Source organism: Tatumella sp. JGM130 (assembly GCF_018257525.1).
In the GTDB taxonomy this organism is placed as follows: domain Bacteria; phylum Pseudomonadota; class Gammaproteobacteria; order Enterobacterales; family Enterobacteriaceae; genus Tatumella; species Tatumella punctata.
The window spans coordinates 73,624-97,722 of record NZ_JAERJS010000007.1 but is presented as its reverse complement, the minus strand read 5'-3'; the positions used below and the strand labels follow the sequence as shown (position 1 = coordinate 97,722).

The following is a 24,099-nucleotide window of genomic DNA, read 5'->3' as shown; positions in this document are numbered from 1 at the left end:
GATTAACCTCATATTACAACGATGTTAACAGACAGCGTAGGGTACTATAGTTTGCGCCCAGTCGCTACAATGTACACTTCACGTGAACGTGAACGTGAAGCGTCAGGCTTCCGAATTTTCACTTTCGTAAACAGGGAGCGAATTTCCCGCAGGTATTCATCGAAGCCATCTCCCTGAAACACTTTCACTACAAAACTACCACCCGGCGCCAGAATATCCCGACACATATCCAACGCCAGCTCTATCAAATACATCGAACGTGGAATATCCACTGCCGGAGTACCGCTCATATTCGGTGCCATGTCAGACATGACGACCTGAACTTTCTCATCACCTACGCGTTCCAGTAATGCTGCTAATACCGCTTCATCACGAAAATCGCCCTGCAGGAAGTCTACCCCTACAATAGGGTCCATCGGTAACAGGTCGCAAGCAATAATGCGCCCTTTCGAACCGATCTGCTGTACCACATACTGTGACCAGCCTCCCGGTGCCGCACCAAGGTCAACAACTGTCATACCAGGTTTAAATAATTTGTCACCTTGCTGAATTTCGTCCAGTTTAAACCAGGCGCGTGAACGCAACCCTTTTTTTTGTGCCTGTTGCACATATTTGTCGCTAAAGTGTTCCTGAAGCCAGCGGCTGGAACTGGCCGAACGCTTTTTACCGGTCATAATTTTTCCAACTAATTCTATATCGTCGCGATAAATCACCACGTATATGTCGCGTTGATTTGGCGATATACCAGAGATGGCGGTAGAATGACCCGTTTTCAATCCCTGAGTAAGTAAATAATACGATGAATCTGAGTACTAAACAAAAACAGCACCTGAAAGGTCTGGCCCATCCCCTGAAACCGGTTGTTATGTTAGGTAACAACGGGCTGACAGAAGGTGTTCTGGCTGAAATCGAAAATGCACTCGAACACCATGAACTGATCAAAGTAAAAATAGCTGGCGAAGATCGCGAGACTAAATCTTTGATTGTTAATGCCATTGTTCGCGAAACCAAAGCCGCTGAAGTTCAGGTTATTGGCAAAGTACTGGTGCTGTATCGTCGTTCAAAAGAGAATAAAATCTCTTTGCCACGCTAAATTTCGGCAGGTACCGGCTCCGGTGCCAGCAGAAATTGCCACAGGTCTGCTGTGGGTGAAAAGGCCGCACAGCGGCCTTTTCTGTTTTTTACATTTCAGCATGACAATTTATGTTACCACGCTAAGTACATCATTGCAGACCTGCTGAACAGATTTACGATATTTAGCCATAAAATAACGTTATCTGTTAAATCTGAGTTCTGTTATCTAAGCGTAGCAAGAGATTACAGGTATTCCACCCGCAGGATCTCATATTCCACATCACCACCCGGTGTTTTGATAATCGCGACATCATCCTGCTGTTTGGAAATTAATCCGCGTGCCATTGGCGAATTTACAGAAATCAGATTTTGCTTAAAATCAGCTTCGTCATCACCCACAATACGGTAGGTCGCTTCTTCATCAGTGCTGGTATTGTAAACCGTCACTGTTGCACCAAAAATCACACGGCCAGTGGCTGGCATTTTAGTAATATCAATAATCTGTGCGTTAGATAATTTCGCTTCAATTTCCTGAATGCGTCCTTCACAGAATCCCTGCTCTTCACGTGCCGCGTGATACTCTGCATTTTCCTTAAGATCACCGTGTTCACGTGCTTCCGCGATTGAGGCGATGATGCGCGGACGTTTAACAGTTTTCAGCTCTTCAAGTTCTGTACGCAGTTTTTCAGCACCACGTAGTGTCATAGGAACCTGACTCATCTTCAACTCCTCATTATCTTATGTGTACAAGTGTCATCCTGACTGATGACAGCAGAAAATAGCGTCCTGCCTCGCATTAATTTCAGCATAAAACAACCCTGCCCGGGGCATGATTAACCACAGGCAAGGATCATTTTTTCATTTTGATACGTATTTTACCCCGGAGTTCCCCGGGGGTCATCGTTTACTTTGCCCTGCAATGGGACGTAGTATTGCGGCTTCCTCCGTCACTTAGCCCGAGATTATGCGATTTTTACGACTTATATCAGGATTGACTCTCGCTTTTACTCTGCAGGCTCAGGCCGCTATCCCTGTAGAGCAATATACACAATATTTGCCGGACGGGGCCAGCCTTGCGTTCCTGGCACAAAAAGTCGGCTCACAGGAACCCCTGGTGGATTACCGTGCACATCAGATGGCGCTCCCCGCCAGTACCATGAAAATATTCACCGCACTCAGTGCATTACTGGAGCTGGGTAAAGATTTCAGGTTTCAGACCACATTTGAAACCAAAGGTAACATCAGTAACGGCACATTACAGGGAGACTTAATTGCCCGGTTTGCCGGCGACCCGACTTTTACCCGCCAGGACCTGCGGGTCATGGTAAACAGTCTGAAAAAACAAGGGATCACTCATATTCAGGGCAATCTGGTGATTGATACATCAGTGTTTGCCAGCCACGATGCTGCTCCGGGCTGGCCGTGGAATGATCTGACCCAGTGTTTCAGTGCCCCGCCGGGTGCAGCGATCATCGACAAAAACTGCTTTTCCGTCGCACTTTACAGTGCCGATACCCCCGGCCAGAATGCCTATATCCGCATTGCATCTTACTATCCGGCTCATATGTTCAGCGAGGTAAAAACCATCGCACCGAACTCCGGAGAAGGTCAGTACTGCGAGCTGGATGTGGTACCCGGAGAATTAAACCGTTATACCCTGACCGGATGCTTGCGCAAACGTGCCGACCCGCTGCCTTTAGCCTTTGCTGTACAAAATGGCGCGGCCTGGGCCGGAGAAATTCTGCGTGATGAACTGCGTCAGGCGGATATCGATTACAGCGGACAACTGCTGCGTCAGACACAGCCAACCCCCGCAGGCACAATACTTGCCAGCCACGATTCCGCACCTTTGCATGACCTGCTGCATCATATGCTGAAGGTTTCCGACAATATGTATGCAGACACCATCTTCCGTACCATCGGCCATCATTACTTTAATGTGCCGGGTACCTACCGCGCAGGCTCAGACGCTGTCAGAAGGATTCTGAAAGAAAAGGCCGGTATTGATTTAGGTAATACAGTACAGATGGATGGTTCCGGTTTATCCCGCCATGATCTGGTTTCTCCGGAAACAATGATGCAGGCTCTGCAGTACATCGGCAAAAATGACAGCAGCCTGGACTTTATCAGTATGTTACCCCTGTCAGGCCATGACGGTACCCTGCAATATCGTGGCGGTTTACATGAGGCCGGGGTCGATGGCAAGTTGTCAGCAAAAACCGGTTCTCTGCAAGGCGTATACAATCTGGCGGGCTTCCTGACGACAGCCAGCGGCAGCAAAGTCGCTTTTGTCCAGTACCTGTCCGGATATGCTGTACCACCGCAGGACCAGCGCACGCGCCGCGTACCTCTGGTGCGCTTCGAAAGCCGCCTGTATCGCGATTTATATCAGCAATACTAGTCACCGGCCATCTGATAGCAGAAAGCCGCCTTCGTTGCTGAAGGCGGCTTTTTTTACGGAAGTAACCCGCGGATCAGAAGTGGGTATTAAGACTCATATAAAAAGTCCGTCCGGACTCGTTATAGGTATTCGCCCCTGCCCCGTAGATGGTAATCGGGTTAAGCGCTCCTGTTGAGGTGATAGTCCCTGTTGACTGAGCGTTACCTTCGCGGAAGTGACGTTTATCAAACAGGTTTTCTATACCCGCCGTGATACTGACATTTTTGGTGGCATCCCAGGTCGCGCTGGCACCGACAATGCTGTAAGGACTGACTTCCCGGGTATCAGGATAACCCACCACATTACCGCGGTAATCGAGGCGTTTAGGTTTCTGACGACCATACCAGGTGAAGGTCGTTGCCAGCGAAAGATCATCCCGCGCCTGCCAGGTCAGTCCGGAGTTCAGCGTAAACTGCGGGATAACCGATAAACGATCGCCGGTGGTTTTATTTTTACTCTGCAGCATCCAGGTCATATTGTTATTCCAGTTGACTGTATCTGTCAGCGGAATATTCAGTGTCCCTTCCAGACCTTCCACCAGCGCTTTAGGTACGTTTTCCCACTGATAGATATACGTTCCGGTACTGCTGGTGCCCAGAATATTGTTACCGGCCTCAATTTTATTGCGATAATCATTGCGGAACCAGGTCACTCCAGCCTGTAGCCCCGTCTCGTTTTTGTATTCCAGGCCGATCTCTTTGTTAACACTGGTTTCGGCTTTAAGGTTATCGTTACCCATCAGATAACAGCCCGCGCCGGTTCCTGTGTAGCCATAACAGCCCTGACCATTACTGTACAGAATGTAGTTGTTGTTGGTCTGATACAGGTTAGGCGCTTTATATGCCCGGGCGATACCCATCTTCAGTGTCAGATTGTCGGTCAGGTTCTGGGACAGATTCAGCGACGGGCTCCAGTTAGTCCCTGAAATGGAATGGTGGTCAAAACGCAGTGCCGGCGTTAATACCGTGCTGTCGGTAATATCCATATTATCTTCAGCAAACAGAGAAAAGATATCAGCACTGGAATAGGGATCACGGGTGCCGGTAGTCACACCCTCGATCGCTCCGCCCGTTTTGTTGCCGGTCAGTGCCTGGCTGGTAGAAATACCGTCTTTCATCCTCTGCTGGTTCCATTCGGTACCGAGGGTCAGGTTCTGATTGACCAGCGCCGTAAACGGGATACTGATTTCACTGTGCAATAATACATCGCTCAGGTCGATATCAGCAAAACCGGCATCAGTATTAAAAATACCTTCAGTGCCGCCAGCCAGACCTTCGGCCAGTCGTGAGTTACGGGTTCTTTCATACTGTGCATAAGTATTAGTGCTGACCCCGTTATCCCAGACGCCGGTCCAGGTCAGGGCATAATTCTGGCGATAAATACGGTTGGTTTCCTTGCCGTACATCGACTTCACATAATCGGAGGTATTGGTATTCTGAGTATCGCCGGCATACAGGTTACCCTGACGACTGGTTCCGGCTTCAAACTCCAGATGCTGGTTGCGGGCAAACTCCCAGTTCAGTTTACCGTGCAGTTCTTTATCCACTACCCCTTCGCGCCCTGCCGGGTAACTGCCCGTATAAATACCGGAACGCGGCGTCGTATGATCTTTGTTGATATCGTAAGAGTCAGCCTGCGTTTTATCCAGGTTACCCCAGATACTCAGCGTCAGGCTGTCTGATACGGGGCCCATCAGGCTGAAGTTAGTACGTTTGGTGGCGCCTTCCGCTTTATGCTGCGGTGCATTCAGGTAAGTATCCCATGAACCATGCCACTGGCTGGTCGCCTGTTTGGTTATGATATTCACCACTCCGCCCATGGCGCCGTTACCGTAGCGGGCTGCTGCCGGACCACGGATGACTTCAATACGCTCAATCATTTCCGGGGGTACCCAGTTGGAATCACCGCGGGTATCACGTTCACCACGCCAGCCAAAGCGCACTGAATTACGGCTGGATACCGGTTTACCATCGATCAGAATCAGGGTGTTTTCCGGCCCCATACCACGGATATCAATCTGACGATTGTTGCCGCGCTGGCCACTGGTCGAGTTACCCGTAAGGTTTACCCCGGGCATGGTCCGGACAATTTCTGATACATCGCGGGCCGGCGGATGCTTGCGGATTTCGTCGGCAGTAATCGTCGAGACACCCGGTGCCTGTAAGTTTTGCTGTCTGGCGGTCACAATAATTGTGCCATTTTGCGGGTCTGTCTTACTGGTGACAGATGTTTCAGATGCCTTTTGCTGGCTGGTCACTGCTCCGTCAACAGGGGCTGGTTCTGCGGCGGCCGCCTGGAAGGATAAAAAGAACGCTGTAGCCCCAATCTCAAGGCATACAGCCGTGGAAAACCGAGATAATTTTTTCATAGTAAGATCCTGGTCCTCTCCCGCGCGCAAATATGGAGCAGAAGATCCGGTTATATAGTCAGGTTTTTATCCAGTGTCTGACTGCGATCCTGCAGACAACTGCTTGTGCTGTGCGGGGTTACAGAAGATCCGGAAACAGTGAGCAGTTATAAATGCGCTAACAACAGACGGTGAAACAGACTATTGCAAACCGAAATAATTATCAATACTATTATCAGTCACTATTACTGTTTTGCTGATGTGAATACCCCGCAGATGGCTATCCCTGAATGGTTTACTGAACACCCCGGGAGTGAATCCTGGTGGCAACAACAACAACAACAGCAAGGATTACCCAGGATTGAAGACCCGGCCGGAGGTGAATGTCTGGTGACATTCCTGTGGCGCGATCCGCAGGGCTGCGAGAAAACCTCTGCCTGTCAGCATGTCTGGATAAACATCACCGGTATCACTGACCACCATCAGAAAACTCCGCCCCGTTCACTGCAGCGAATTGCCGGCAGCGACGTCTGGTTCTGGCAAACGACCCTGCCGGCTGACTGGCGTGGCAGCTATTGCCTGATCCCCGATAGCAGTACCGATACTCCTGATGATGCCGCTGATGTTTATCAGCGCCGTGAATGGTGGCGCCAGAAATTTACCGTTGCCCGACACGATCCCCTGAATCCGTTACGCCACTGGTCAGGAGGACGCGGAATGTCTGTGTCCCCGCTGCACATGCCCGATGCCCCGCCCCAGCCGGAATGGCAATCGCTGGATCAGAACCGACAGCCCGCGGCGCCAACAGATAAATATCTGTGGGACAGTGCTCTGCTGGGTAACCAGCGCAGAATACATCTCTGCCAGACAGGATCACCGGACGATGCTTCACGTCCTCTGGTACTGCTGCTGGACGGCCAGTTCTGGGCAGACCAGATGCCGGTGGCCGGGCCATTACATTCCCTCACCACCCGTCACCGGTTACCACCAGCTATTTACGTAATGATCGATATTATCGATCGTCAGCACCGCACCCGTGAGCTGACCTGTAATCCGGAGTTCTGGCTGGCGATACAGCAGGAGTTATTACCACTGATTAGCCAATGGACCCGCTGGCAGCCTGCTGCCGAACGAACGCTGGTGGCGGGTCAGAGCTTTGGCGGACTCTCTGCCGTCTATGCAGCCCTGCGCTGGCCAGAGGTGTTCTCTGCGGCAATCAGCTTATCCGGGTCATTCTGGTGGCCAGCCCGTGGCAAGCCAGACGGATGGCTGACTGAACAGCTTAACCGGCAGGCTTTTGCTGCAGCACCGCGACGAATTTATCTTGAGGCAGGACGTCGTGAACACATTATCTGTCAGGCCAATAGTGTGATGCTGGGAGCCCTGAAGCAGCAGAATATTGATGCGACACTGAAGTTGTTCGAAGGAGGGCATGACGCATTATGCTGGCGCGGAGGTTTACTCGACGGCTTACAGGCAATACTTAATCCCGTTTCCGAAGCAATAAAGGAAGGAACATGATATGGAGAATCTTCATCCCTTTGATCAGCCTGATGTTTACGGTTTTATCCTGAAAAATCATGCCGGTCAGTACAGCTTCTGGCCCGCATTTCTGGCCATTCCCGCGGGCTGGCAGCCGGTGTCTGGCCCTCAGCCTCAGGAACAATGCCTGCTGTGGCTGGAAACACACTGGACGGATATCCGTCCCGAAGAGTCACCGAATACCGGAAGTCGTTATGTCTGAGCAAGTAAACTGGCTGCCTCTGATCGCAGCACAACCGGGTATCTGGATGGCAGATCAGCTGTCACCTCACAGCAATGCTTACGCGGTTGCCCACGTTGTCGAACTGACAGGGCATATTTCCCTGGCACATTTAATCACCGCAATTAAGCTCGGACTGACCGAAGCTGATACTCTGCATATGGTATTCCGGGAAACCGAGGGGGAGGCAGTACAGGGCCAGGGTAATGCGCCACTGATTGCTCCTGAATATATCGATCTCCGGCAACAGACTGATCCGTATCTGGCGGCTGATACTCTGATACAACAGGATCTGCACAGTGATCTGCGACTCGCTGCAGGTAAACCACTGTATCGTCATCTGATATTACAGGTCGCGGATCACCACTGGCGCTGGTACCAGCGTTATCATCATATTGCTATCGACGGCTTTAGTTTTACCGCTCTGACCAAACGTATCGCCGACATCTATACCGCCTGTTGTCAGTCAGCCCCCGCCGGACCTTCACCTTTTATACCGTTCAGCGAAGTAGTGAGTGAATATCTTGACTACCGGCAATCCGTAGCATGGCAACGGGATGCAGGCTACTGGCAGGAGAAAGTGGCAGCGCTGCCACCGGCAGTCACTCTGTCAGAACAGCCGCTGGCCGGACAAATTCCGGCGACCCGTCTGTTGCGCCATCATCTGACATTATCTGCCGCTGAATTACAGCCAGTTACCGGACAACTGGCAGCGAAACAGCTGACTCTGACAGACGGAGCCATCGCGCTGATCGCGGTCTGGCTGGCCCGTCTGACCGGCCAGCAACCTTTCAGCTGCGGATTTATTTTTATGCGCCGGCTGGGGTCTGCGGCATTATGCGCCACCGGCCCGGTAATCAATGTACTGCCGATGGCGGTGGACTATGATCCGGACCTGACTCTGACTGAGCTGGCAAACCGTCTGACAAAAGAAGTAAAACGCAACCGCCGCCACCAGCGCTATGATGCCGAACAGGTAATGCGTGATGCAGGCAGGCACGGGGATAATGATCCGCTGTACGGTCCGGTCATTAATGTAAAAATGTTCGATTATCAGCTGTGTTTTAACGGGCTGCCGGCTGAAACCCGCCATCTGGCTTCCGGACCGGTACGTGACCTGGAAATAGCCCTTTATCCCGGCGAAAACGGTGAGCTGACCGTTGAATTACTGGCGAATGCCGAACGTTACGATGCCGGACAATTACAGGAACACCTGGAACGTCTGCCGCTGCTGGCTGAACAATTCGGCCGCTCTGCCGGCCTTAAATGTTCAGAAGCCCTCATACTGAACCGCCATGAACAGCAGCAAATCGCTGAAATTAACCAGACAGACCACAGCTTACCGGCAGAAACACTGTACAGTCTGCTGGCACAGCAGGCACAATCCACTCCGCAGGCGATTGCTCTGGCTGATATTCACCGCCAGCTGGATTACCGGGAAATGCACCAGCAGGTGCTGGCTCTGGCACAGCAACTGCTGGCGGCGGGTGTCAGACACGGCGATATTGTGGCAGTTGCCCTGCCCCGTTCCGTGTATCTGTCGCTGGCCCTGCAGGCCATTGTCCGGTTGGGGGCCATCTGGCTGCCACTCGATACGGGTTATCCTGATGACCGGCTGCAACTAATGCTGGAAGATGCCGGTCCGAAACTGCTGATCACTGAGGCCGGGCTGGCAGCACGCTTTCAGGCGATCACTGATGTCGCCAGGTATCACTATCAGTCTTTATTACCTGCTTTAACCGTCCCCCTTAAAGCAACAGAACCCGCTCCCGGCGACGGGGCTTATCTGATCTATACCTCCGGTTCAACCGGCAGGCCAAAAGGCGTACTGGTCGGCCATCAGGCAATAGTCAACCGCCTGTTATGGATGCAAAACCACTATGCACTGGCAGCCAGTGATGTGGTGCTGCAAAAAACACCGGCCAGTTTTGATGTCTCTGTCTGGGAATTCTTCTGGCCGCTGATCACCGGGGCCCGGCTGATGATGGCTCCGCCGGAATCACACCGCGAACCGGATATTTTACTGCAGTTAATTCTCGACTATCAGGTCACTGTGCTCCATTTTGTCCCCTCCATGCTGGCAGCATTTACTGCGTCACTGGACAGTGAAACAGCGGCGCAGACAGGAAAACAACTGCGCAGAGTATTTTGCAGCGGCGAAGCCTTACCGGCTTCTCTTGCCCGCCAGTGGCAGACTTTATGCGGCACGGAACTGCACAACTTATATGGCCCGACGGAAGCGGCGGTCGACGTCAGCGGGTATCCTGCTTTTGGGGACGCCCTGGCGGCGGTCACTGGCAACAGCGTACCTATAGGTTTTCCCGTATGGAATACGGGTCTGCATATTCTGGATAACAGACTGCAGCCGGTACCTCCGGGTATTGCCGGGGAGCTATGGCTGAGCGGTGTACAACTGGCTGAGGGCTACCTCGGCCGTCCGGGACTGACAGCGACCCGGTTTGTCGCACTGCCCGGCAAACATGGCGAACGTATGTATCGTACCGGAGATGTCGTCCGACGACTGGAAAAAGGGGCTATCGAGTACCTCGGCCGTAATGACGATCAACTGAAAATTCGTGGCCAGCGCATCGAACTGACCGAAATAGATCATCTACTACAGGGACTGGCAGGTATACGTCAGGCAGTTACAGTGGCGCGTGTTTTACAGCCCCCCCGTCATGGCAGCGAAGCGGGCTGGGAAGATGCCCGCCAGCTTATTTCTTACGTCATCAGCGATCAGCCGACAGACAGCGAACAACTGCGTGCAGAGTTGTCAGCACATTTGCCGGCCCATATGGTACCGATAGTGATTATGCAGGTGGACGATTTCCCGCTGAGCAGTAATGGCAAGCTGGATCGAAAAGCCTTACCCCTGCCGGAGACCGGTGCCGGAAAAATACAGCGTTTGCCTGAGCCGGGACTGGAAAGCACACTGGCGACAGAGTTCGCCGCCATACTCGGTTGTGACCAGGTTTATGCCAGCGATGATTTCTTTGCTCTGGGGGGGCATTCACTGCTGGCGATGCGTCTTGCCGCACGGTTACGCCAGGTTTTAGCGATCCCCGTGACCGTCGGACAAATTATGATCGCTCCGGGTGTTGAAGCTCTTGCCAGGCTGCTGACCGCGCCGACAGAAAATACCACAGAGGCTGCGGGTTTCTCTGACCTGCTGCCGTTACGCGAAGCTGGCGGACCAGAACTTTTCTGTTTCCACCCGGCCTCCGGATTTGCCTGGCAATTCAGTATCCTGCGACGTTATCTGGACCCGCACTGGCAAATCACCGGTATACAGTCCCCTGCCGTACAAGGGGTTCTGAATAATAGTCAGCATATTGATGAGGTCTGCGAAGCACATTTACAACGCCTCCGCCAGCGCCAGCCCCATGGGCCGTATTATCTGCTCGGTTATTCACTGGGTGGCACACTTGCTCAGGGGGTGGCCGCCAGGCTGGAAGCGGCCGGTGAGCAGGTAGCTTTCCTCGGACTGCTGGATACCTGGCCGCCGGAAACCCAGAACTGGGACGAACGCCAGGGAAAAAATGTGTTGGATCCGGAAGTGCTGGCCGAAGTTGACCGTGAGCGAGAGCAGTTTATGCAAAGCCAGCGCACAATGGCAGGCGAAGAAATGTCAGAAATGTTTGATGTTATCAGCGCTAACTATGCCAGCGCAGTACGCTTACTCACAACGGCTGGCAGTGCGAAATTTGGCGGTAATGCAGTTATGTTTCTGGCAGAAAAAACCCGCCAGCCAGGCATGGATGCCCGGCAATGCTGGGCGCCGTATCTCCCGCAATTACAGATTGTTCCGCTGAACTGCGCTCATTCAGCGATTCTTTCTGACAAGGTATTCACCCGGCTTGGCCCGGCCATCAATCAGTATCTGAAAGCATCTGCACCATAAACTGTTCATGCCGGACGAAGATTGTATCGTCCGGCATGGTACAGCAGGTTATACGGACGGTTGTTCTCTGCCCAGCGGTACAATCATCGGTGTCCCTGCTACCGGATCACTGATTATCATACATTTCAGCCCGTAAACCTGCTCAATCAGCGCCGGGGTCACAATATCGCAGGGTTTGCCTTCCGCAATAATCTGACCATCACGCATCGCAATCAGGTGCGTTGCATAACGACAGGCATGATTCAGTTCATGTAAGACCACTACCAGGGTGCGTCCGTGTTGCCGGTTAAGATCCCGGATTAATTCCATCAGTTCGATCTGATGGGTTATATCCAGCCAGGTGGTCGGTTCATCCAGCAACAGCAACGGTGTCTGCTGCGCCAGTACCATGGCGATCCACACCCGCTGCCGCTGTCCTCCCGACAGAGTATCCACCGTTTGTCCGGCCAGGTGACCGACCCGGGTAGCCTGCATTGCATCATCGACTGCACGGGTGTCTTCACCGCGCCAGCGGCCAAACAGATGCTGATGGGGATAACGCCCGCGGGAAACCAGTTCACGGACCGTAATTCCGGCCGGCGCATCCGGTGACTGGGGCAGCAACCCCAGCCGTCTGGCAACCTCTTTTGTCGGATAGCTGTTGATATCGGCACCGTTCAGCACAATATGGCCAGCAACCGGTGTCAGTAACCGGCTCATCGTCCGCAACAGGGTCGACTTACCACAGGCATTGGGGCCAATAATCACGGTCACTTCCCCCCGGGGGATAGCCACGGATAGATCGCGGGCAACAATCTTGTTATCGTAACCGAGTGTCAGATGCTGTCCCAGCAGCGGTGATTGTCTGTCAGTCATTTACGACGGGCCTCTCTGACCAGTAAACTCATTAAGTAAATCCCGCCCAGACTCACCGTGACCACTCCCACCGGCAGCTGATACGGAACAAACAGATGGCTGGCAATATAGTCTGCTGCCAGCAATAAAATCGCCCCACAGAAAGCACTGGCGGTCAGCCGGGAGTGTCCGTTACGGCATAAGCGGCTGGCAATTTGCGGGGCCACCAGCGCGATAAAAGAAACCGGACCAATCAGCGCCGTCGATACCGCGGTCAGTATGACTCCCGTCAGCATTAACAGCATCCTGCTGCGCTCAACCGGAACCCCCAGCGCAGCTGCCATATCATCCCCCATCTCCAGTAAACGCATACGTCTGGCCAGTAATCCGGTCGCGACACTGGCCAGTAACAGGATCAGGGCAACCGGTGGCAGGCTGTGCCAGCTGATGCCATTCAGTGAACCGGCACTCCATAATCCGGCGGATAATGCCGTATCCAGTGAAGCTGAAGTGATAAGCCAGCTATTCAGAGACATCAGTAAGGCACGGACACCAATGCCGACAATAATCAGCCGGAAAGTATCCACTCCCCGCCGCCAGGAGAATATATAGACCAAAACTGCCGTGATCAGTCCGCCAGCCAGCGCCGCCAGCGCCAGAACAGCAGGCTGTCCCGGTAAAAATACCATCACCAGCAAGACGGCCGAAAATGCGCCGGTGTTAAACCCCAGAACATCCGGACTGCCAAGCGGATTACGTAACAGTGACTGAAATATTGCACCGCTGAGAGCCAGTGCGGCACCGGTCAACAGTGCAGTCACTACCCGCGGTAATCGCCAGTCCATCACTATCATCGTAACAGCCCGTGGTGCACTGCCATTCAGTACTTGCCAAAGCTGGCTACTGCTCAGTACCAGAGTGCCGCGGCTCAGGGACAGCACACTGACAGCAATCATAACGGCCAGTAAACAGAGTAATACTGTCAGGGTCCGGCCAGCCATCAGAAACCTCCCGCGGGCTGACGACGGATCAGAAAGATCAATACCGGCGCGCCGATAAATGCTGTCACAATCGACACCCGCAGTTCTCCGGCAGCCATAAACCGCCCGGCGATATCGGCTGACAGCAACAGACAAGGTGTCAGTAACAGCGTGACCGGTAACAAACGGCGGTGATCGGCACCTGCCAGTAAGCGGCCCAGATGAGGCGCAATCAGGCCGACGAAGGCTATCGGCCCGGTCAGTGCCGTGGCTGAACCGGCCAGCAGAGCCACCGCCAGCAGACCACTCAGCTGGGTACCCAGCACCCGGGTGCCGAGAGTGGTTGCCATATCTCCCCCCATACTGAGATTATTCAGGGATTTACTAAGTAATAAGGCCAGTAATACAGCCACAACAATGGCCGGGGTAACAACGGCCAGAGAAGAGAACTGACGGATATCCAGCGAGCCACTGAGCCAGAAACGCAGATGATCATAGATATCAGGATTCATCAGTGAGAACCCGTTAGTGATGCCTTCCAGTACCGCTGCCAGGGCAACCCCGGCCAGAGTCAGCCGGACCGGATTAACACGGCCGCCAGCCGCCGCCCCTGTCAGGGCGACGATCAGTAAGGCAAACACTGCACCGCCAAAGGCAAAGCCAAGCCAGGCCTGCGGGGTATCAGCCCCGGTCAGGGCAATACCCAGAACAATGGCAAAAGACGCACCGGAGTTAATACCAAGCAGACCGGGGTCGGCCAGCGGGTTACGGGTCAGCGTTTGCATCAGTACCCCGGCCACCCCCAGCGAAATACCGGCGGCAATTCCGGCCAGAGTCCGGGGGAGTCTTGCAAAACGGATAATCGTACAGTCCTGAGAGCTACAGGGGCCTGACGATACCAGCGCCTGCCAGCTTTCCGTCACCGGGATCAGCTTCGCCCCGGCCATCAGACTCAGGGTGGTCAGCAAAATAAACAACAGTAACAGCAATATCAGCAAATACGGTTGGCGCATCACTCTCAGAACCTTCATCGCACTAAAATACTCGCTGCCCGCAGGAAATGAATATACCGTCAGCAACAGAGAAATACCGGCTGTCCCCGGTTACGGGGGCTTAATCTGCAAAGAGTTTTTGCAGGGTCGTCAGCAGATGGCTGGCACTATAATAATCCAGTCGGAAATTGTCAGCCCCCATCCCATAGACGTTTTTATTGCTGACCGCTTCTGTCTGTGAGAGAAACGGGTCACTGAGCACTGAAGGAACCGTGCTGTCAGTACTGGCGAATAACAGCCAGCTTTTACCGTCCAGCCCCGTGGCCAGGTTTTCCCCTGATAACTGAATAATATCTTTACGCTGCCCCATACTAACGTTACCGGTGACAGAGGATGGCGGTATCGCCAGGCTAAATCCAAGTTGTTCCAGCAGTTTTCCCTGGGCTGACTCACGGGTCCACAGATTGACTTCACGTCCGCCGCCATTCCACACCATGGCAGAGACTGGCTGTGGTGGCAGGCGTAACCCGGGTTTTAATGCTTTTTCCCGCTGATCAAATTCTGCAACTTTCTGTGCTGCCTGAGCCTCATGACCGGTCACCTGCCCCAGCACAGTCACCAGTTGCTGCCAGCTTTTATCGTCATAATTCACTACCAGCACAGGGGCAATCGCCGATAACTGGCTGACCATGCGCAGAGCACTGTCATTTCCTGTCGCACTGACCAGAATCAGATCCGGTGCTTCACTGGCAATACTTTCGATATTGGGCTCACCGATATATAAGGGTTTAACCTTCCGCTGCCGGGCAATATCTCCCCATTGGCGGAAAAAACCCTGAGCATCGGTAAAACGACTGCCCGGGGCCCCGGCACCACTCCCGACTACCGGAGCATCAATCGCCAGCAGTGATCCGGTCAGAGTCACGCTGGTGGAGACAATACGCTCAGGTGGCTGCTGAAGAGTGACTGTGCCGTTTTCAGCCTTGATTTGTCTCGGCCAGCCATCCATCGCGCTGACCTGTATGCTTAAAGGCAGTAAAAGCACCATTAACCATCTTCTGTAACCTGACCATACTGTTTTCATTGCTTAGCCCCGGGGTTGACTGATTGAGATTGTCGTATTTCCTGCGGATTTTCACCTGTAAAGGACGATTTCATTGACACATTATAAGGATCCGGTTAGGTTACACGAAACAATACAAATGATAATCATTATTAGATATTTTATCATTCCAGGACTCGATTATGGTAGAAAAGGAACAGGTTGAAAATCCCTGTTTTGAGGAATTTCCCTCCTTACAAGGCCGTTTTCTGTTTACCTCAGGCTGGAAAAGCCTGATTACCCGGGGTTGCTTCCGGCGTTTGTCTGGCCCGTTATCCGCCACCTCCTCCGCACCGTCTCTTATCGCACAACAGCTGGATACGGCGTTCAGGGATGCCCGGGCCGCCGGGATTACGCGACCGGTGGTTGTCGGGGCTATCCCCTTTGATACCCGCCAGCCTTCAGAATTGTATATTCCGCAACAAAGTACATTCTTCCATCGTCGACAGCTTAACGCTGTGACTGAGACCACGCCACGGGGCGGGATTGAAGCATTACCTGCCCGTCAGATACCGGAAAAAAGCGTATTTACAGCAATGGTCGCCTCAGCAGTCCGGGCCATGGCACGCGGTGAACTGGATAAAGTCGTTCTGTCACGGTTACTGACGACCCGCTGCCAGCAGCCACCGGATCTGCAGCTTCTGATGTCACAGATTGTGCAGCAAAACCCGGATAATTATCACTTCCATGTCCCCCTGTCTTCGGGCGCAGCGTTACTGGGTGCCAGTCCGGAATTGTTGCTCAGAAAAGCAGGCACTGACTTCTGGTCCTGCCCGCTGGCCGGGTCAGCACGCCGTTATCCGGAGGCTGCCGCAGATCAGCAGTCAGGCCAGACGCTGATGAATTCAGAAAAGGACCGCCATGAACACCGGCTGGTCACCGATGCGATGCGCAATACGCTGCAACCGGTAAGCGAGACACTGTCGGTACCCTCGGTACCGGAACTGGTGACCACCGGAACATTATGGCATCTGGCGACCCGGATCCACGGAACCGTCAGCCACCGGCAGCAAAATGCGCTTGAACTGGCGGCATTGCTGCACCCGACCCCAGCCCTGAGTGGTTTCCCCCATACTCAGGCACTGACATTAATCCGGCAGCTGGAACCTTTTGACCGCCAGTTATTTGGCGGGATGGTGGGCTGGTGCGATGACCAGGGAAATGGTGAATGGGCCGTCACTATCCGCTGTGCAACGGTAGACAAGCAGGACATCACCCTGTTTGCCGGGGCAGGCATTGTACCGGCTTCAGTGCCGGAGGCTGAATGGCAGGAAACCGGCGTTAAACTGACAACAATGCTGAAAGCTTTCGGGCTTGACCAATAAAGGTAACTCCCATGACTATCCCTTATACCCGCTGGCCCGACGCGCTGGCCAGCCGTTACCGCAGTAAAGGGTACTGGCTGGATCGGCCACTCAGTGATATCTCAGACCGCCAGCAGAATAATGATGCTATCGCCATCATTGATAATGACAGCCGCCTGAGCTACCGCCAGCTGGCACTTTACAGTTCGCGTCTGGCAGCAAAACTGCAACAGGCCGGACTCAGGAAAGGTGATACCGCTTTAGTACAGCTGGGTAATAACTGCGAGTTTTACCTGGTATTTTTTGCGCTCCTGAAACTGGGCGTGGCTCCGGTCAATGCCCTGTACAGCCATCAGCGCAGTGAATTACTGTCTTACGCCGAACAGATTTCCCCGGCACTGTTAATCGCTGACCGCCGGCATGGTCTGTTTGCTGATGACCAGTTTATACAACAGGTTCCGTCACTGAAAACCGTGGTCATGCACCATGCTCTCACCGGTGATAACTGTCTGACGGACTGGCTGACCACCCCCGGCGAGCATTTTGTTGCTGATCCCACTGCGGCAGATGAAGTCGCTTTTTTCCAGTTATCCGGCGGCAGTACCGGTACACCGAAACTGATCCCGCGTACCCATAATGACTACTACTACAGTATCCGTGCCAGCAACGATATCTGTGCCGTCGACGCGGATACCCGCTACCTGTGCGCCCTGCCCGCTGCACATAATTACCCGATGAGTTCTCCGGGCTGTCTGGGGGTATTTTATGCCGGTGGTTTCGTGGTAATGGCATCTGACCCCAGTGCCACACAATGCTTTCCGCTGATAGAGAAACATCAGATCACCATGACCGCGCTGGTTCCTCCGGCGGTCAGTCTGTGGCTGCAATCGATCAGTGATCAGGGAAATGCCCGGCAGCTTCGCTGTTTAAAAGTGTTACAGGTCGGCGGGGCGCGGCTCAGTGAATCTCTGGCACGACGGATAATTTCTGATATCGGCTGCCAGCTGCAACAGGTATTTGGCATGGCCGAAGGGCTGGTGAACTATACACGGCTCGACGATCCCGAAGAGGTTATTGTTTCGACCCAGGGACGACCAATGTCTGAAGATGACGAGGTGCGGGTGGCTGATGAGAACGGCAGGCTGTTACCGCCGGGGACTACCGGCCGCCTGCTGACACGCGGGCCTTATACATTCCGCGGCTATTTCAATAACCCGGCTCACAATGCGACCTGCTTTGATGCCGAAGGCTTTTACTGTTCCGGCGACCTGATTGAGATCACCGCAGAAGGAAACATCAAAGTTCAGGGACGGGAAAAAGATCAGATTAACCGCGGAGGTGAGAAGATCGCAGCCGAAGAGATAGAGAATCTGCTGCAACGTCACCCGGAGATTATTCATGCTGCTCTGGTATCAATGAATGATGAACTGATGGGAGAGAAAAGTTGCGCATTTATTGTCGCGACTCAACCGGTTAAACCGGCACATTTACGTCGTCATCTGCGTGAACAGGGTATCGCCGAATTTAAACTGCCTGACCGGATAGTACAGCAGGACACACTGCCCTTAACCCATGTCGGGAAAGTGGATAAAAAAGCCCTGCGTGAATGGCTGAACCAGCAGCCCAAATAACCCAATGACGACCGGACAATGGAGTTACCATGAGTATCCCTAAACTTGAATCCTATGCTCTGCCTGCCGCAGATGAACTTCCCGACAATAAAGTACAGTGGGTATTTGAACCCGCACGGGCAGCATTGTTAATCCATGATATGCAGAACTATTTCCTGAATTTCTGGGCCAGTGACAGCCCGTTAATTCATCAGGTAGTGGACAATATTGCCCGTTTACGTGCCCAATGCTATGCCCTCGGGATCCCGGTGTTTTATACCGCGCAACCAGATCAGCAAAGTGATGAAGATCGCGCGTTGCTGAATGATATGTGGGGACCCGGCTTAAACCGTCATCCTGAACAACAGCAAGTTACTGATGCACTGACCCCTGGCGAACACGACAAGGTGCTGACCAAATGGCGGTACAGCGCTTTCCACCGTGCAGATCTTGAACAGCAACTGAAAAATGCCGGGCGGGATCAGCTGATAATTACCGGGGTATATGCCCATATTGGCTGCCTGACGACAGCAACAGATGCCTTTATGCGTAATATAAAACCCTTTATGGTAGCCGATGCACTGGCGGACTTCAGCCGGGAAGAACATCTGATGGCGCTGAAATATACTGCCGGCCGCTGCGGAAAAGTGGTTACCTGTAATGAGCTTATTTTATTGCCGGAAAGTAAAGCCGCCTTACGGGCTATGGTGTTACCTTTACTTGAGGATGACGATCAGCCGGAAGATGATGAGAACCTGACAGACTACGGCCTGGACTCCGTGAGAGTTATGGCACTGGCTGCACGCTGGCGAATGGCACGCCCGGAGATTGATTTTGTGGCTCTGGCCAGAAATGCATCTATTGATGGCTGGTGGAGATTACTGGCAGGAGAACAGCAATGAGCCACTCACCGGAATTTCAGGGGAAACAGGTCTGGGTAACCGGTGCGGGCCAGGGGATTGGTTATCATACCGCGCTGGCTTTTCACCAGGCTGGTGCCACGGTGACGGCTTTTGATATTAAATTTGATCAGCACAACTACCCGTTTACCTGCCAGCTACTGAACGTCGCCGATCCGGTACAGGTCAGACAAACCTGCCAGGCATTACTTCATCAACAGCCACAACTGGATATATTGATCAACGCTGCCGGGATCCTGCGGACCGGTGCAACAGATGAGATTTCGTTTGAAAACTGGCAACAGTGTCTCAGCGTTAATGCCGGCGGCGCATTTAACCTGTTTCAGCAGACATTACCTGTATTCCGCAAACAACAGCGGGGCGCGATAGTCACAGTAGCCTCTAATTCTGCCCATGCGCCGCGGCTGGGGATGTCCGCTTATGGAGCATCTAAAGCGGCATTACGCAGTTTATGTCTGACGGTGGGTCTGGAAATGGCACCTTATGGCGTGCGCTGTAATATCGTCTCTCCGGGTTCAACTGACACAGAAATGCAGCGCAGTCTGTGGAAAACGCCACAGGCCGAGCAGCAGACTATTGATGGCTTTCCGGAGCAGTTTAAGCTGGGGATCCCATTGAAGAAGATCGCCCGGCCACAGGAAATAGCCGATACGATTCTGTTCCTGGCCTCCGATAAGGCCAGTCATGTGGTATTACAGGATATCGTCGTCGATGGCGGAGCCACCCTGGGGGCCTGAGAATATGTCACGGTTCTGGAAGCGGATAATGACTCCGGATGAACTGAACGCCCTCGGACAACAGTGTCTGGTCAGCCACTTAGGGATCGAGTTTACCGTTATCGGTGAACAGCATCTGGAAGCGACAATGCCTGTTGACCCGCGGACCCGGCAGCCATTCGGATTATTACATGGCGGGGCATCGGTGGTTCTGGCCGAGTCGATGGGCTCAGTGGCGGCTTATCTCGCCACCGAAGAAGGGAAAAGCGTCGTCGGTATTGAAGTCAATGCCAGCCACCATCGCGCCGTTTCACAAGGACTGGTGTATGCAAACTGTCATCCGCTGCATATTGGTGCACAGTTACAAGTCTGGCAGACCGAGATCCGTAACAGTAAAGGTAAGCTGTGCTGTACTGCCAGGCTGACAGTGTCGGTGTTAGGCTAAAGGTACAAAAAAGCCGGAGTCTTGCTCCGGCTATGACTGAAAAGGGGTTAAGATCCTTAAGGATCAACGCTGATAGATGATCTCCACACCTTCATCATCATCTTCGTCCCAGTCATCCCAATCGTCATCTTCTTCTTCTGCTGGCTGAGCATTATTTTCCAGCGTTTCACGGTGATAGTCGTCCCACATAAACTCGACTTTCTCCGGCTTCTGCTCTTCTTTCTCTGCTTCTTTCGGGTTCGCGTTAATAAAGCTCATCACGTCCCAGCACAGCGCATTCACGCCATCACGGCTGGCCGCAGAAATCAGATAATACTTATCATCCCAGCCCAGTGCTTCGGCAACGGCTTTAGCACGGCTTTCAGCTTCCTGTTTATCCAGCAGATCGGTTTTGTTAAATACCAGCCAGCGTGGCTTCTGGTATAACTTATCGCTATATTTTTCCAGCTCAGCCAGAATAATACGCGCGTTCTCTACCGGATCAGATTCATCGATCGGTGCCAGATCGATCAGGTGTAATAATACCCGGCAGCGTTCAAGGTGTTTAAGGAAACGGATCCCTAAACCGGCGCCGTCCGCAGCACCTTCGATCAGTCCCGGAATATCTGCCACGACAAAACTCTGCTCATGATCCATACGCACCACACCCAGGCTGGGAACCAGAGTGGTAAACGGATAGTCAGCGACTTTGGGTTTAGCCGCAGAAACGGCACGGATAAAGGTTGATTTACCGGCATTTGGCAGACCCAGCATACCGACATCTGCCAGTAGCATCAGCTCCAGTAACAAGTCACGCTTTTCGCCTTCGGTACCCATGGTTTTCTGACGCGGTGTACGGTTAACAGAAGATTTAAAGCGGGTGTTACCCAGGCCATGCCAGCCGCCTTTCGCGACCATCAGACGCTGTTCATGGCGAGTCATATCACCCATGGTTTCGCCTGTATCCTGGTCGATAATACGGGTACCGACCGGGACTTTAACAATGACATCTTTACCACGTTTGCCGGTACAGTCACGGCTCTGGCCATTCTGGCCACGTTCGGCGCGGAAGGCTTTTTCGAAGCGGTAATCAATCAGGGTATTCAGGTTTTCGTCAGCCAGCAGCCAGACATCACCGCCATCGCCACCGTCACCACCATCAGGACCGCCCCGCGGAATATATTTTTCGCGGCGGAAGCTGACACAGCCATTACCGCCATCGCCTGCGACCACCAGAATTGTCGCTTCATCAACAAACTTCATTTCTCTTCTCCGTCACTCTTTCGCCTGCACAGACAACGGTCCTGCAAACGGGCCCGCCAGGGTCGACTCTGCTGACCGGCGGCGGATAATACCGGCATGGATGCCAGTGATATCAGTATTCAGTATTTTATCTGTCCAGTGTACAGCATTCTGCTGAGGTACGCGGGGATTTAGTGTGGGTATGACAGCAGAATGTAAAAAGCCCCGCACAAGCTGCGGGGCTTTAATTCGTTAAGTCAGACAGTGATTATACTGTCAGGACCTTTCAACCTTACTCAGCAACGATGCTGACGTATTTACGGTTGTCCGGGCCTTTAACTTCGAATTTGATCTGACCAGTTGCAGTTGCAAACAGGGTGTGGTCACGACCACAACCTACGTTGTTGCCTGCATGGAATTTGGTTCCGCGCTGACGAACGATGATGCTGCCTGCCAGTACAGTTTCGCCGCCGAAGCGTTTAACGCCCAGACGTTTTGCGTTGGAATCGCGACCGTTACGTGTGGAGCCGCCAGCCTTTTTATGAGCCATTTGTCAAATCTCCTGTTAAGCGCTGATGCCAGTGATCTTCACATCAGTGAACCACTGACGGTGACCCTGCTGCTTACGATAGTGTTTACGGCGACGAAACTTAACAATTTTAATTTTCTCACCACGACCATGAGCCACGACTTCAGCTTTGATAACACCACCTGAAACCAGTGGAGCACCAATGGTAACTTCTTCGCCGTTGGCAATCATCAGAACCTGGTCAAACTCAATAGTTTCACCGGTTGCGATATCAAGCTTTTCCAGGCGAACGGTCTGACCTTCGCTAACTCGGTGTTGTTTGCCACCACTTTGGAAAACCGCGTACATATAAAACTCCGCTTCTGCGCTAGCCCTTATGATTAAATCAGGCGGCGCTATAAATATTCACAATAGGGCGCGAATTCTACGCAAATATCAGGCAGAAGACAAGTCTCCTTTGCAGGGTATTGCAGAAAAAAAACACAGGGCACAGCCGGGTGTTTCCTGTAACCAAATTTCCAGTACAATAGGCTTCATTCGTAGTTCACTGGCGTTTGTTGATCTTGCCGGGAGCTGCCGCTACTGCCGACAGAGAAATTTATTCAGATATACGCCGATACAAACTATCTGGACACTCCTGTTTAAACGGCCATATGATGGCTAAAACCGAGTCAAAACTGAACAGACGTATGAACTTAGAACAAATTACAGAAATCACCTCCGCTGATATGGCGGCCGTCAATCAGACCATTCTTGACCAGCTTGATTCCGATGTTGCGCTTATCAGCCAACTGGGCCATTACATCGTCAGCGGCGGCGGCAAACGTATTCGTCCGATGATTGCAGTGCTGTCAGCAAGAGCACTTAATTATCAGGGCGACCAGCATGTGCTGAACGCAGCACTGATTGAATTTATCCATACCGCTACCCTGCTGCACGATGATGTGGTGGACGAATCAGATATGCGCCGTGGTAAAGCGACTGCGAATGCGACTTTCGGTAATGCTGCCAGCGTACTGGTCGGCGATTTTATTTACACCCGTGCTTTTCAGATGATGACCAGCCTGGGATCGTTAAAGATCCTTGCACTGATGTCTGAAGCGGTGAATGTGATCTCCGAAGGCGAAGTTCTGCAGCTAATGAACTGTAACGATCCGGATATTACCGAAGAAAGCTATATGCGGGTGATTTACAGTAAAACGGCGCGCTTATTTGAAGCTGCGGCCCAGACGTCTGCAATTCTGGCTGATGCCACCGCCGGACAGGAACAGGCATTGCGCGATTACGGCCGTTATATTGGTACAGCCTTTCAGCTGATCGATGATTTACTCGACTACAGTACTGACAATATCGCCCTGGGTAAAAATGTCGGCGACGACCTGAGTGAAGGGAAACCTACCCTGCCATTATTACATGCGATGCAACATGGTACTCCTGAACAATCTGCCATGATCCGTCAGGCGATCGAGCAAGGTAATGGCCGGCATCTGTTAGATCAGGTACAGGAGGCCATGCAGCAATGTGGTTCCTTAAACTGGACCCGTCAACGTGCTGAAGCCGAAGCCGATAAGGCGATTCGCGCATTACAGGTGCTGCCTGCCAGCCCGTGGCGCGAAGCGTTAGAATCTCTGGCACACATGTCAGTACAGCGCGATCACTGATCTCCCCCGACGGATCACTCTTTTCTGCAGCCGGATCCTTCTGTGTTATATCGCCGGATAACGATCCGGCGATAAGCCCATATTGCCTCCATCCTTTCTTACCCTGCTTTGCCTGTGATCCCTGACGCCTGATTTTCGGATGATTTCAGCGTTCTTTTCTTCATATTTGCGACCACCGTAGTAATTTAGCGCTTTTTAGATAATTTTTATGAAATAATTGGTCGTTTTTTGCTATATCTGTTGCCATAAACAATGTAATTT

21 protein-coding genes are annotated in these 24,099 nt (G+C 52.7%); 11 read left to right on the top strand and 10 right to left on the bottom strand.

The genetic code is table 11. The features are described 5' to 3' along the window. Positions 1 to 44: 44 nt before the first annotated feature. Positions 45 to 674 (bottom strand): 23S rRNA (uridine(2552)-2'-O)-methyltransferase RlmE, encoded by a 630-nt coding sequence (rlmE, locus tag JK211_RS05380; protein WP_212707645.1) that lies wholly within the window; start codon positions 672 to 674, stop codon positions 45 to 47. Between the two features lie 125 nt (positions 675 to 799). On the opposite strand from rlmE, the gene yhbY reads away from it, so the two are divergent. Then, entirely contained in the window at positions 800 to 1,093 is a 294-nt protein-coding gene (gene yhbY / locus JK211_RS05375; RefSeq protein ID WP_212707644.1) for a ribosome assembly RNA-binding protein YhbY, read from the top strand. Between the two features lie 224 nt (positions 1,094 to 1,317). Here the strand turns inward: yhbY and greA are convergent, their stop codons facing one another. Next, a complete protein-coding gene (gene greA, locus JK211_RS05370; RefSeq protein WP_212707643.1) occupies positions 1,318 to 1,794 on the bottom strand; it encodes a transcription elongation factor GreA in 477 nt (158 codons plus the stop codon). Between the two features lie 244 nt (positions 1,795 to 2,038). On the opposite strand from greA, the gene dacB reads away from it, so the two are divergent. Then, complete coding sequence (gene dacB / locus JK211_RS05365) at positions 2,039 to 3,475, top strand: serine-type D-Ala-D-Ala carboxypeptidase (RefSeq protein WP_212707642.1); 1,437 nt, start codon at positions 2,039 to 2,041, stop codon at positions 3,473 to 3,475. A 73-nt stretch (positions 3,476 to 3,548) separates the two neighbouring features. On the opposite strand, the gene JK211_RS05360 is transcribed toward dacB, so the two are convergent. Further along, complete coding sequence (locus tag JK211_RS05360) at positions 3,549 to 5,882, bottom strand: TonB-dependent siderophore receptor (protein WP_212707641.1); 2,334 nt, start codon at positions 5,880 to 5,882, stop codon at positions 3,549 to 3,551. Positions 5,883 to 6,137: 255 nt separating this feature from the next. Between JK211_RS05360 and fes the strand changes: the two genes are divergently transcribed. Genes fes through JK211_RS05345 form a run of 3 tightly spaced genes read left to right on the top strand, consistent with a single transcriptional unit; the run spans position 6,138 to position 11,524 of the window. Beyond that, positions 6,138 to 7,382, top strand: a complete 1,245-nt coding sequence (gene fes, locus JK211_RS05355) for an enterochelin esterase (RefSeq protein WP_212707691.1) — start codon at positions 6,138 to 6,140, stop codon at positions 7,380 to 7,382. Position 7,383: 1 nt separating this feature from the next. After that, entirely contained in the window at positions 7,384 to 7,605 is a 222-nt protein-coding gene (locus JK211_RS05350) for an MbtH family NRPS accessory protein (protein WP_212707640.1), read from the top strand. Next, positions 7,598 to 11,524 (top strand): enterobactin synthase subunit F, encoded by a 3,927-nt coding sequence (locus JK211_RS05345; RefSeq protein ID WP_212707639.1) that lies wholly within the window; start codon positions 7,598 to 7,600, stop codon positions 11,522 to 11,524. The genes JK211_RS05350 and JK211_RS05345 overlap by 8 nt, the downstream gene beginning before the upstream one ends. Positions 11,525 to 11,572: 48 nt before the next feature. Here JK211_RS05345 and JK211_RS05340 read toward each other — a convergent pair whose 3' ends face one another. From JK211_RS05340 to fepB, 4 genes are all read right to left on the bottom strand, one after another. Next, a complete protein-coding gene (locus JK211_RS05340; RefSeq protein ID WP_212707638.1) occupies positions 11,573 to 12,379 on the bottom strand; it encodes an ATP-binding cassette domain-containing protein in 807 nt (268 codons plus the stop codon). Next, a complete protein-coding gene (fepG, locus tag JK211_RS05335; protein WP_212707637.1) occupies positions 12,376 to 13,359 on the bottom strand; it encodes an iron-enterobactin ABC transporter permease in 984 nt (327 codons plus the stop codon). The genes JK211_RS05340 and fepG overlap by 4 nt, the downstream gene beginning before the upstream one ends. Further along, positions 13,359 to 14,351 carry a Fe(3+)-siderophore ABC transporter permease gene (fepD, locus tag JK211_RS05330; RefSeq protein WP_212707636.1) on the bottom strand — a complete coding sequence of 331 codons (993 nt, stop codon included), beginning with the start codon at positions 14,349 to 14,351 and terminating at the stop codon, positions 13,359 to 13,361. Before fepD ends, fepG begins: the two co-directional genes overlap by 1 nt. 100 nt (positions 14,352 to 14,451) lie before the next feature. Further along, positions 14,452 to 15,378: a Fe2+-enterobactin ABC transporter substrate-binding protein gene (gene fepB, locus JK211_RS05325; RefSeq protein ID WP_249213280.1), complete on the bottom strand. Its 927-nt coding sequence runs from the start codon at positions 15,376 to 15,378 to the stop codon at positions 14,452 to 14,454. 197 nt (positions 15,379 to 15,575) lie between these two features. On the opposite strand from fepB, the gene JK211_RS05320 reads away from it, so the two are divergent. Genes JK211_RS05320 through JK211_RS05300 form a run of 5 tightly spaced genes read left to right on the top strand, consistent with a single transcriptional unit; the run spans position 15,576 to position 20,427 of the window. Next, positions 15,576 to 16,757, top strand: a complete 1,182-nt coding sequence (locus JK211_RS05320) for an isochorismate synthase (protein WP_212707634.1) — start codon at positions 15,576 to 15,578, stop codon at positions 16,755 to 16,757. 11 nt (positions 16,758 to 16,768) lie between these two features. Beyond that, the gene (locus tag JK211_RS05315; RefSeq protein WP_212707633.1) at positions 16,769 to 18,367 is read left to right on the top strand and encodes a (2,3-dihydroxybenzoyl)adenylate synthase; all 1,599 of its coding nucleotides are present in this window, start codon (positions 16,769 to 16,771) and stop codon (positions 18,365 to 18,367) included. Positions 18,368 to 18,396: 29 nt separating this feature from the next. Continuing rightward, positions 18,397 to 19,248, top strand: a complete 852-nt coding sequence (locus JK211_RS05310) for an isochorismatase family protein (protein WP_212707632.1) — start codon at positions 18,397 to 18,399, stop codon at positions 19,246 to 19,248. Continuing rightward, positions 19,245 to 20,003, top strand: coding sequence for a 2,3-dihydro-2,3-dihydroxybenzoate dehydrogenase (gene dhbA / locus JK211_RS05305; protein ID WP_212707631.1), 759 nt, complete (start codon positions 19,245 to 19,247; stop codon positions 20,001 to 20,003). Before JK211_RS05310 ends, dhbA begins: the two co-directional genes overlap by 4 nt. Before the next feature lie 4 nt (positions 20,004 to 20,007). Beyond that, a complete protein-coding gene (locus tag JK211_RS05300; protein WP_212707630.1) occupies positions 20,008 to 20,427 on the top strand; it encodes a hotdog fold thioesterase in 420 nt (139 codons plus the stop codon). Between the two features lie 63 nt (positions 20,428 to 20,490). Here the strand turns inward: JK211_RS05300 and cgtA are convergent, their stop codons facing one another. From cgtA to rplU, 3 genes are all read right to left on the bottom strand, one after another. Further along, positions 20,491 to 21,669, bottom strand: coding sequence for an Obg family GTPase CgtA (gene cgtA, locus JK211_RS05295; protein ID WP_212707629.1), 1,179 nt, complete (start codon positions 21,667 to 21,669; stop codon positions 20,491 to 20,493). 271 nt (positions 21,670 to 21,940) lie between these two features. Beyond that, the gene (gene rpmA, locus JK211_RS05290; protein WP_212707628.1) at positions 21,941 to 22,198 is read right to left on the bottom strand and encodes a 50S ribosomal protein L27; all 258 of its coding nucleotides are present in this window, start codon (positions 22,196 to 22,198) and stop codon (positions 21,941 to 21,943) included. A gap of 15 nt (positions 22,199 to 22,213) precedes the next feature. Then, the gene (rplU, locus tag JK211_RS05285) at positions 22,214 to 22,525 is read right to left on the bottom strand and encodes a 50S ribosomal protein L21 (protein ID WP_038016880.1); all 312 of its coding nucleotides are present in this window, start codon (positions 22,523 to 22,525) and stop codon (positions 22,214 to 22,216) included. 341 nt (positions 22,526 to 22,866) lie between these two features. Between rplU and ispB the strand changes: the two genes are divergently transcribed. Further along, on the top strand, positions 22,867 to 23,838 hold the full coding sequence (gene ispB / locus JK211_RS05280; protein WP_212707627.1) for an octaprenyl diphosphate synthase: 972 nt from the start codon (positions 22,867 to 22,869) through the stop codon (positions 23,836 to 23,838). Positions 23,839 to 24,099: the final 261 nt, after the last annotated feature.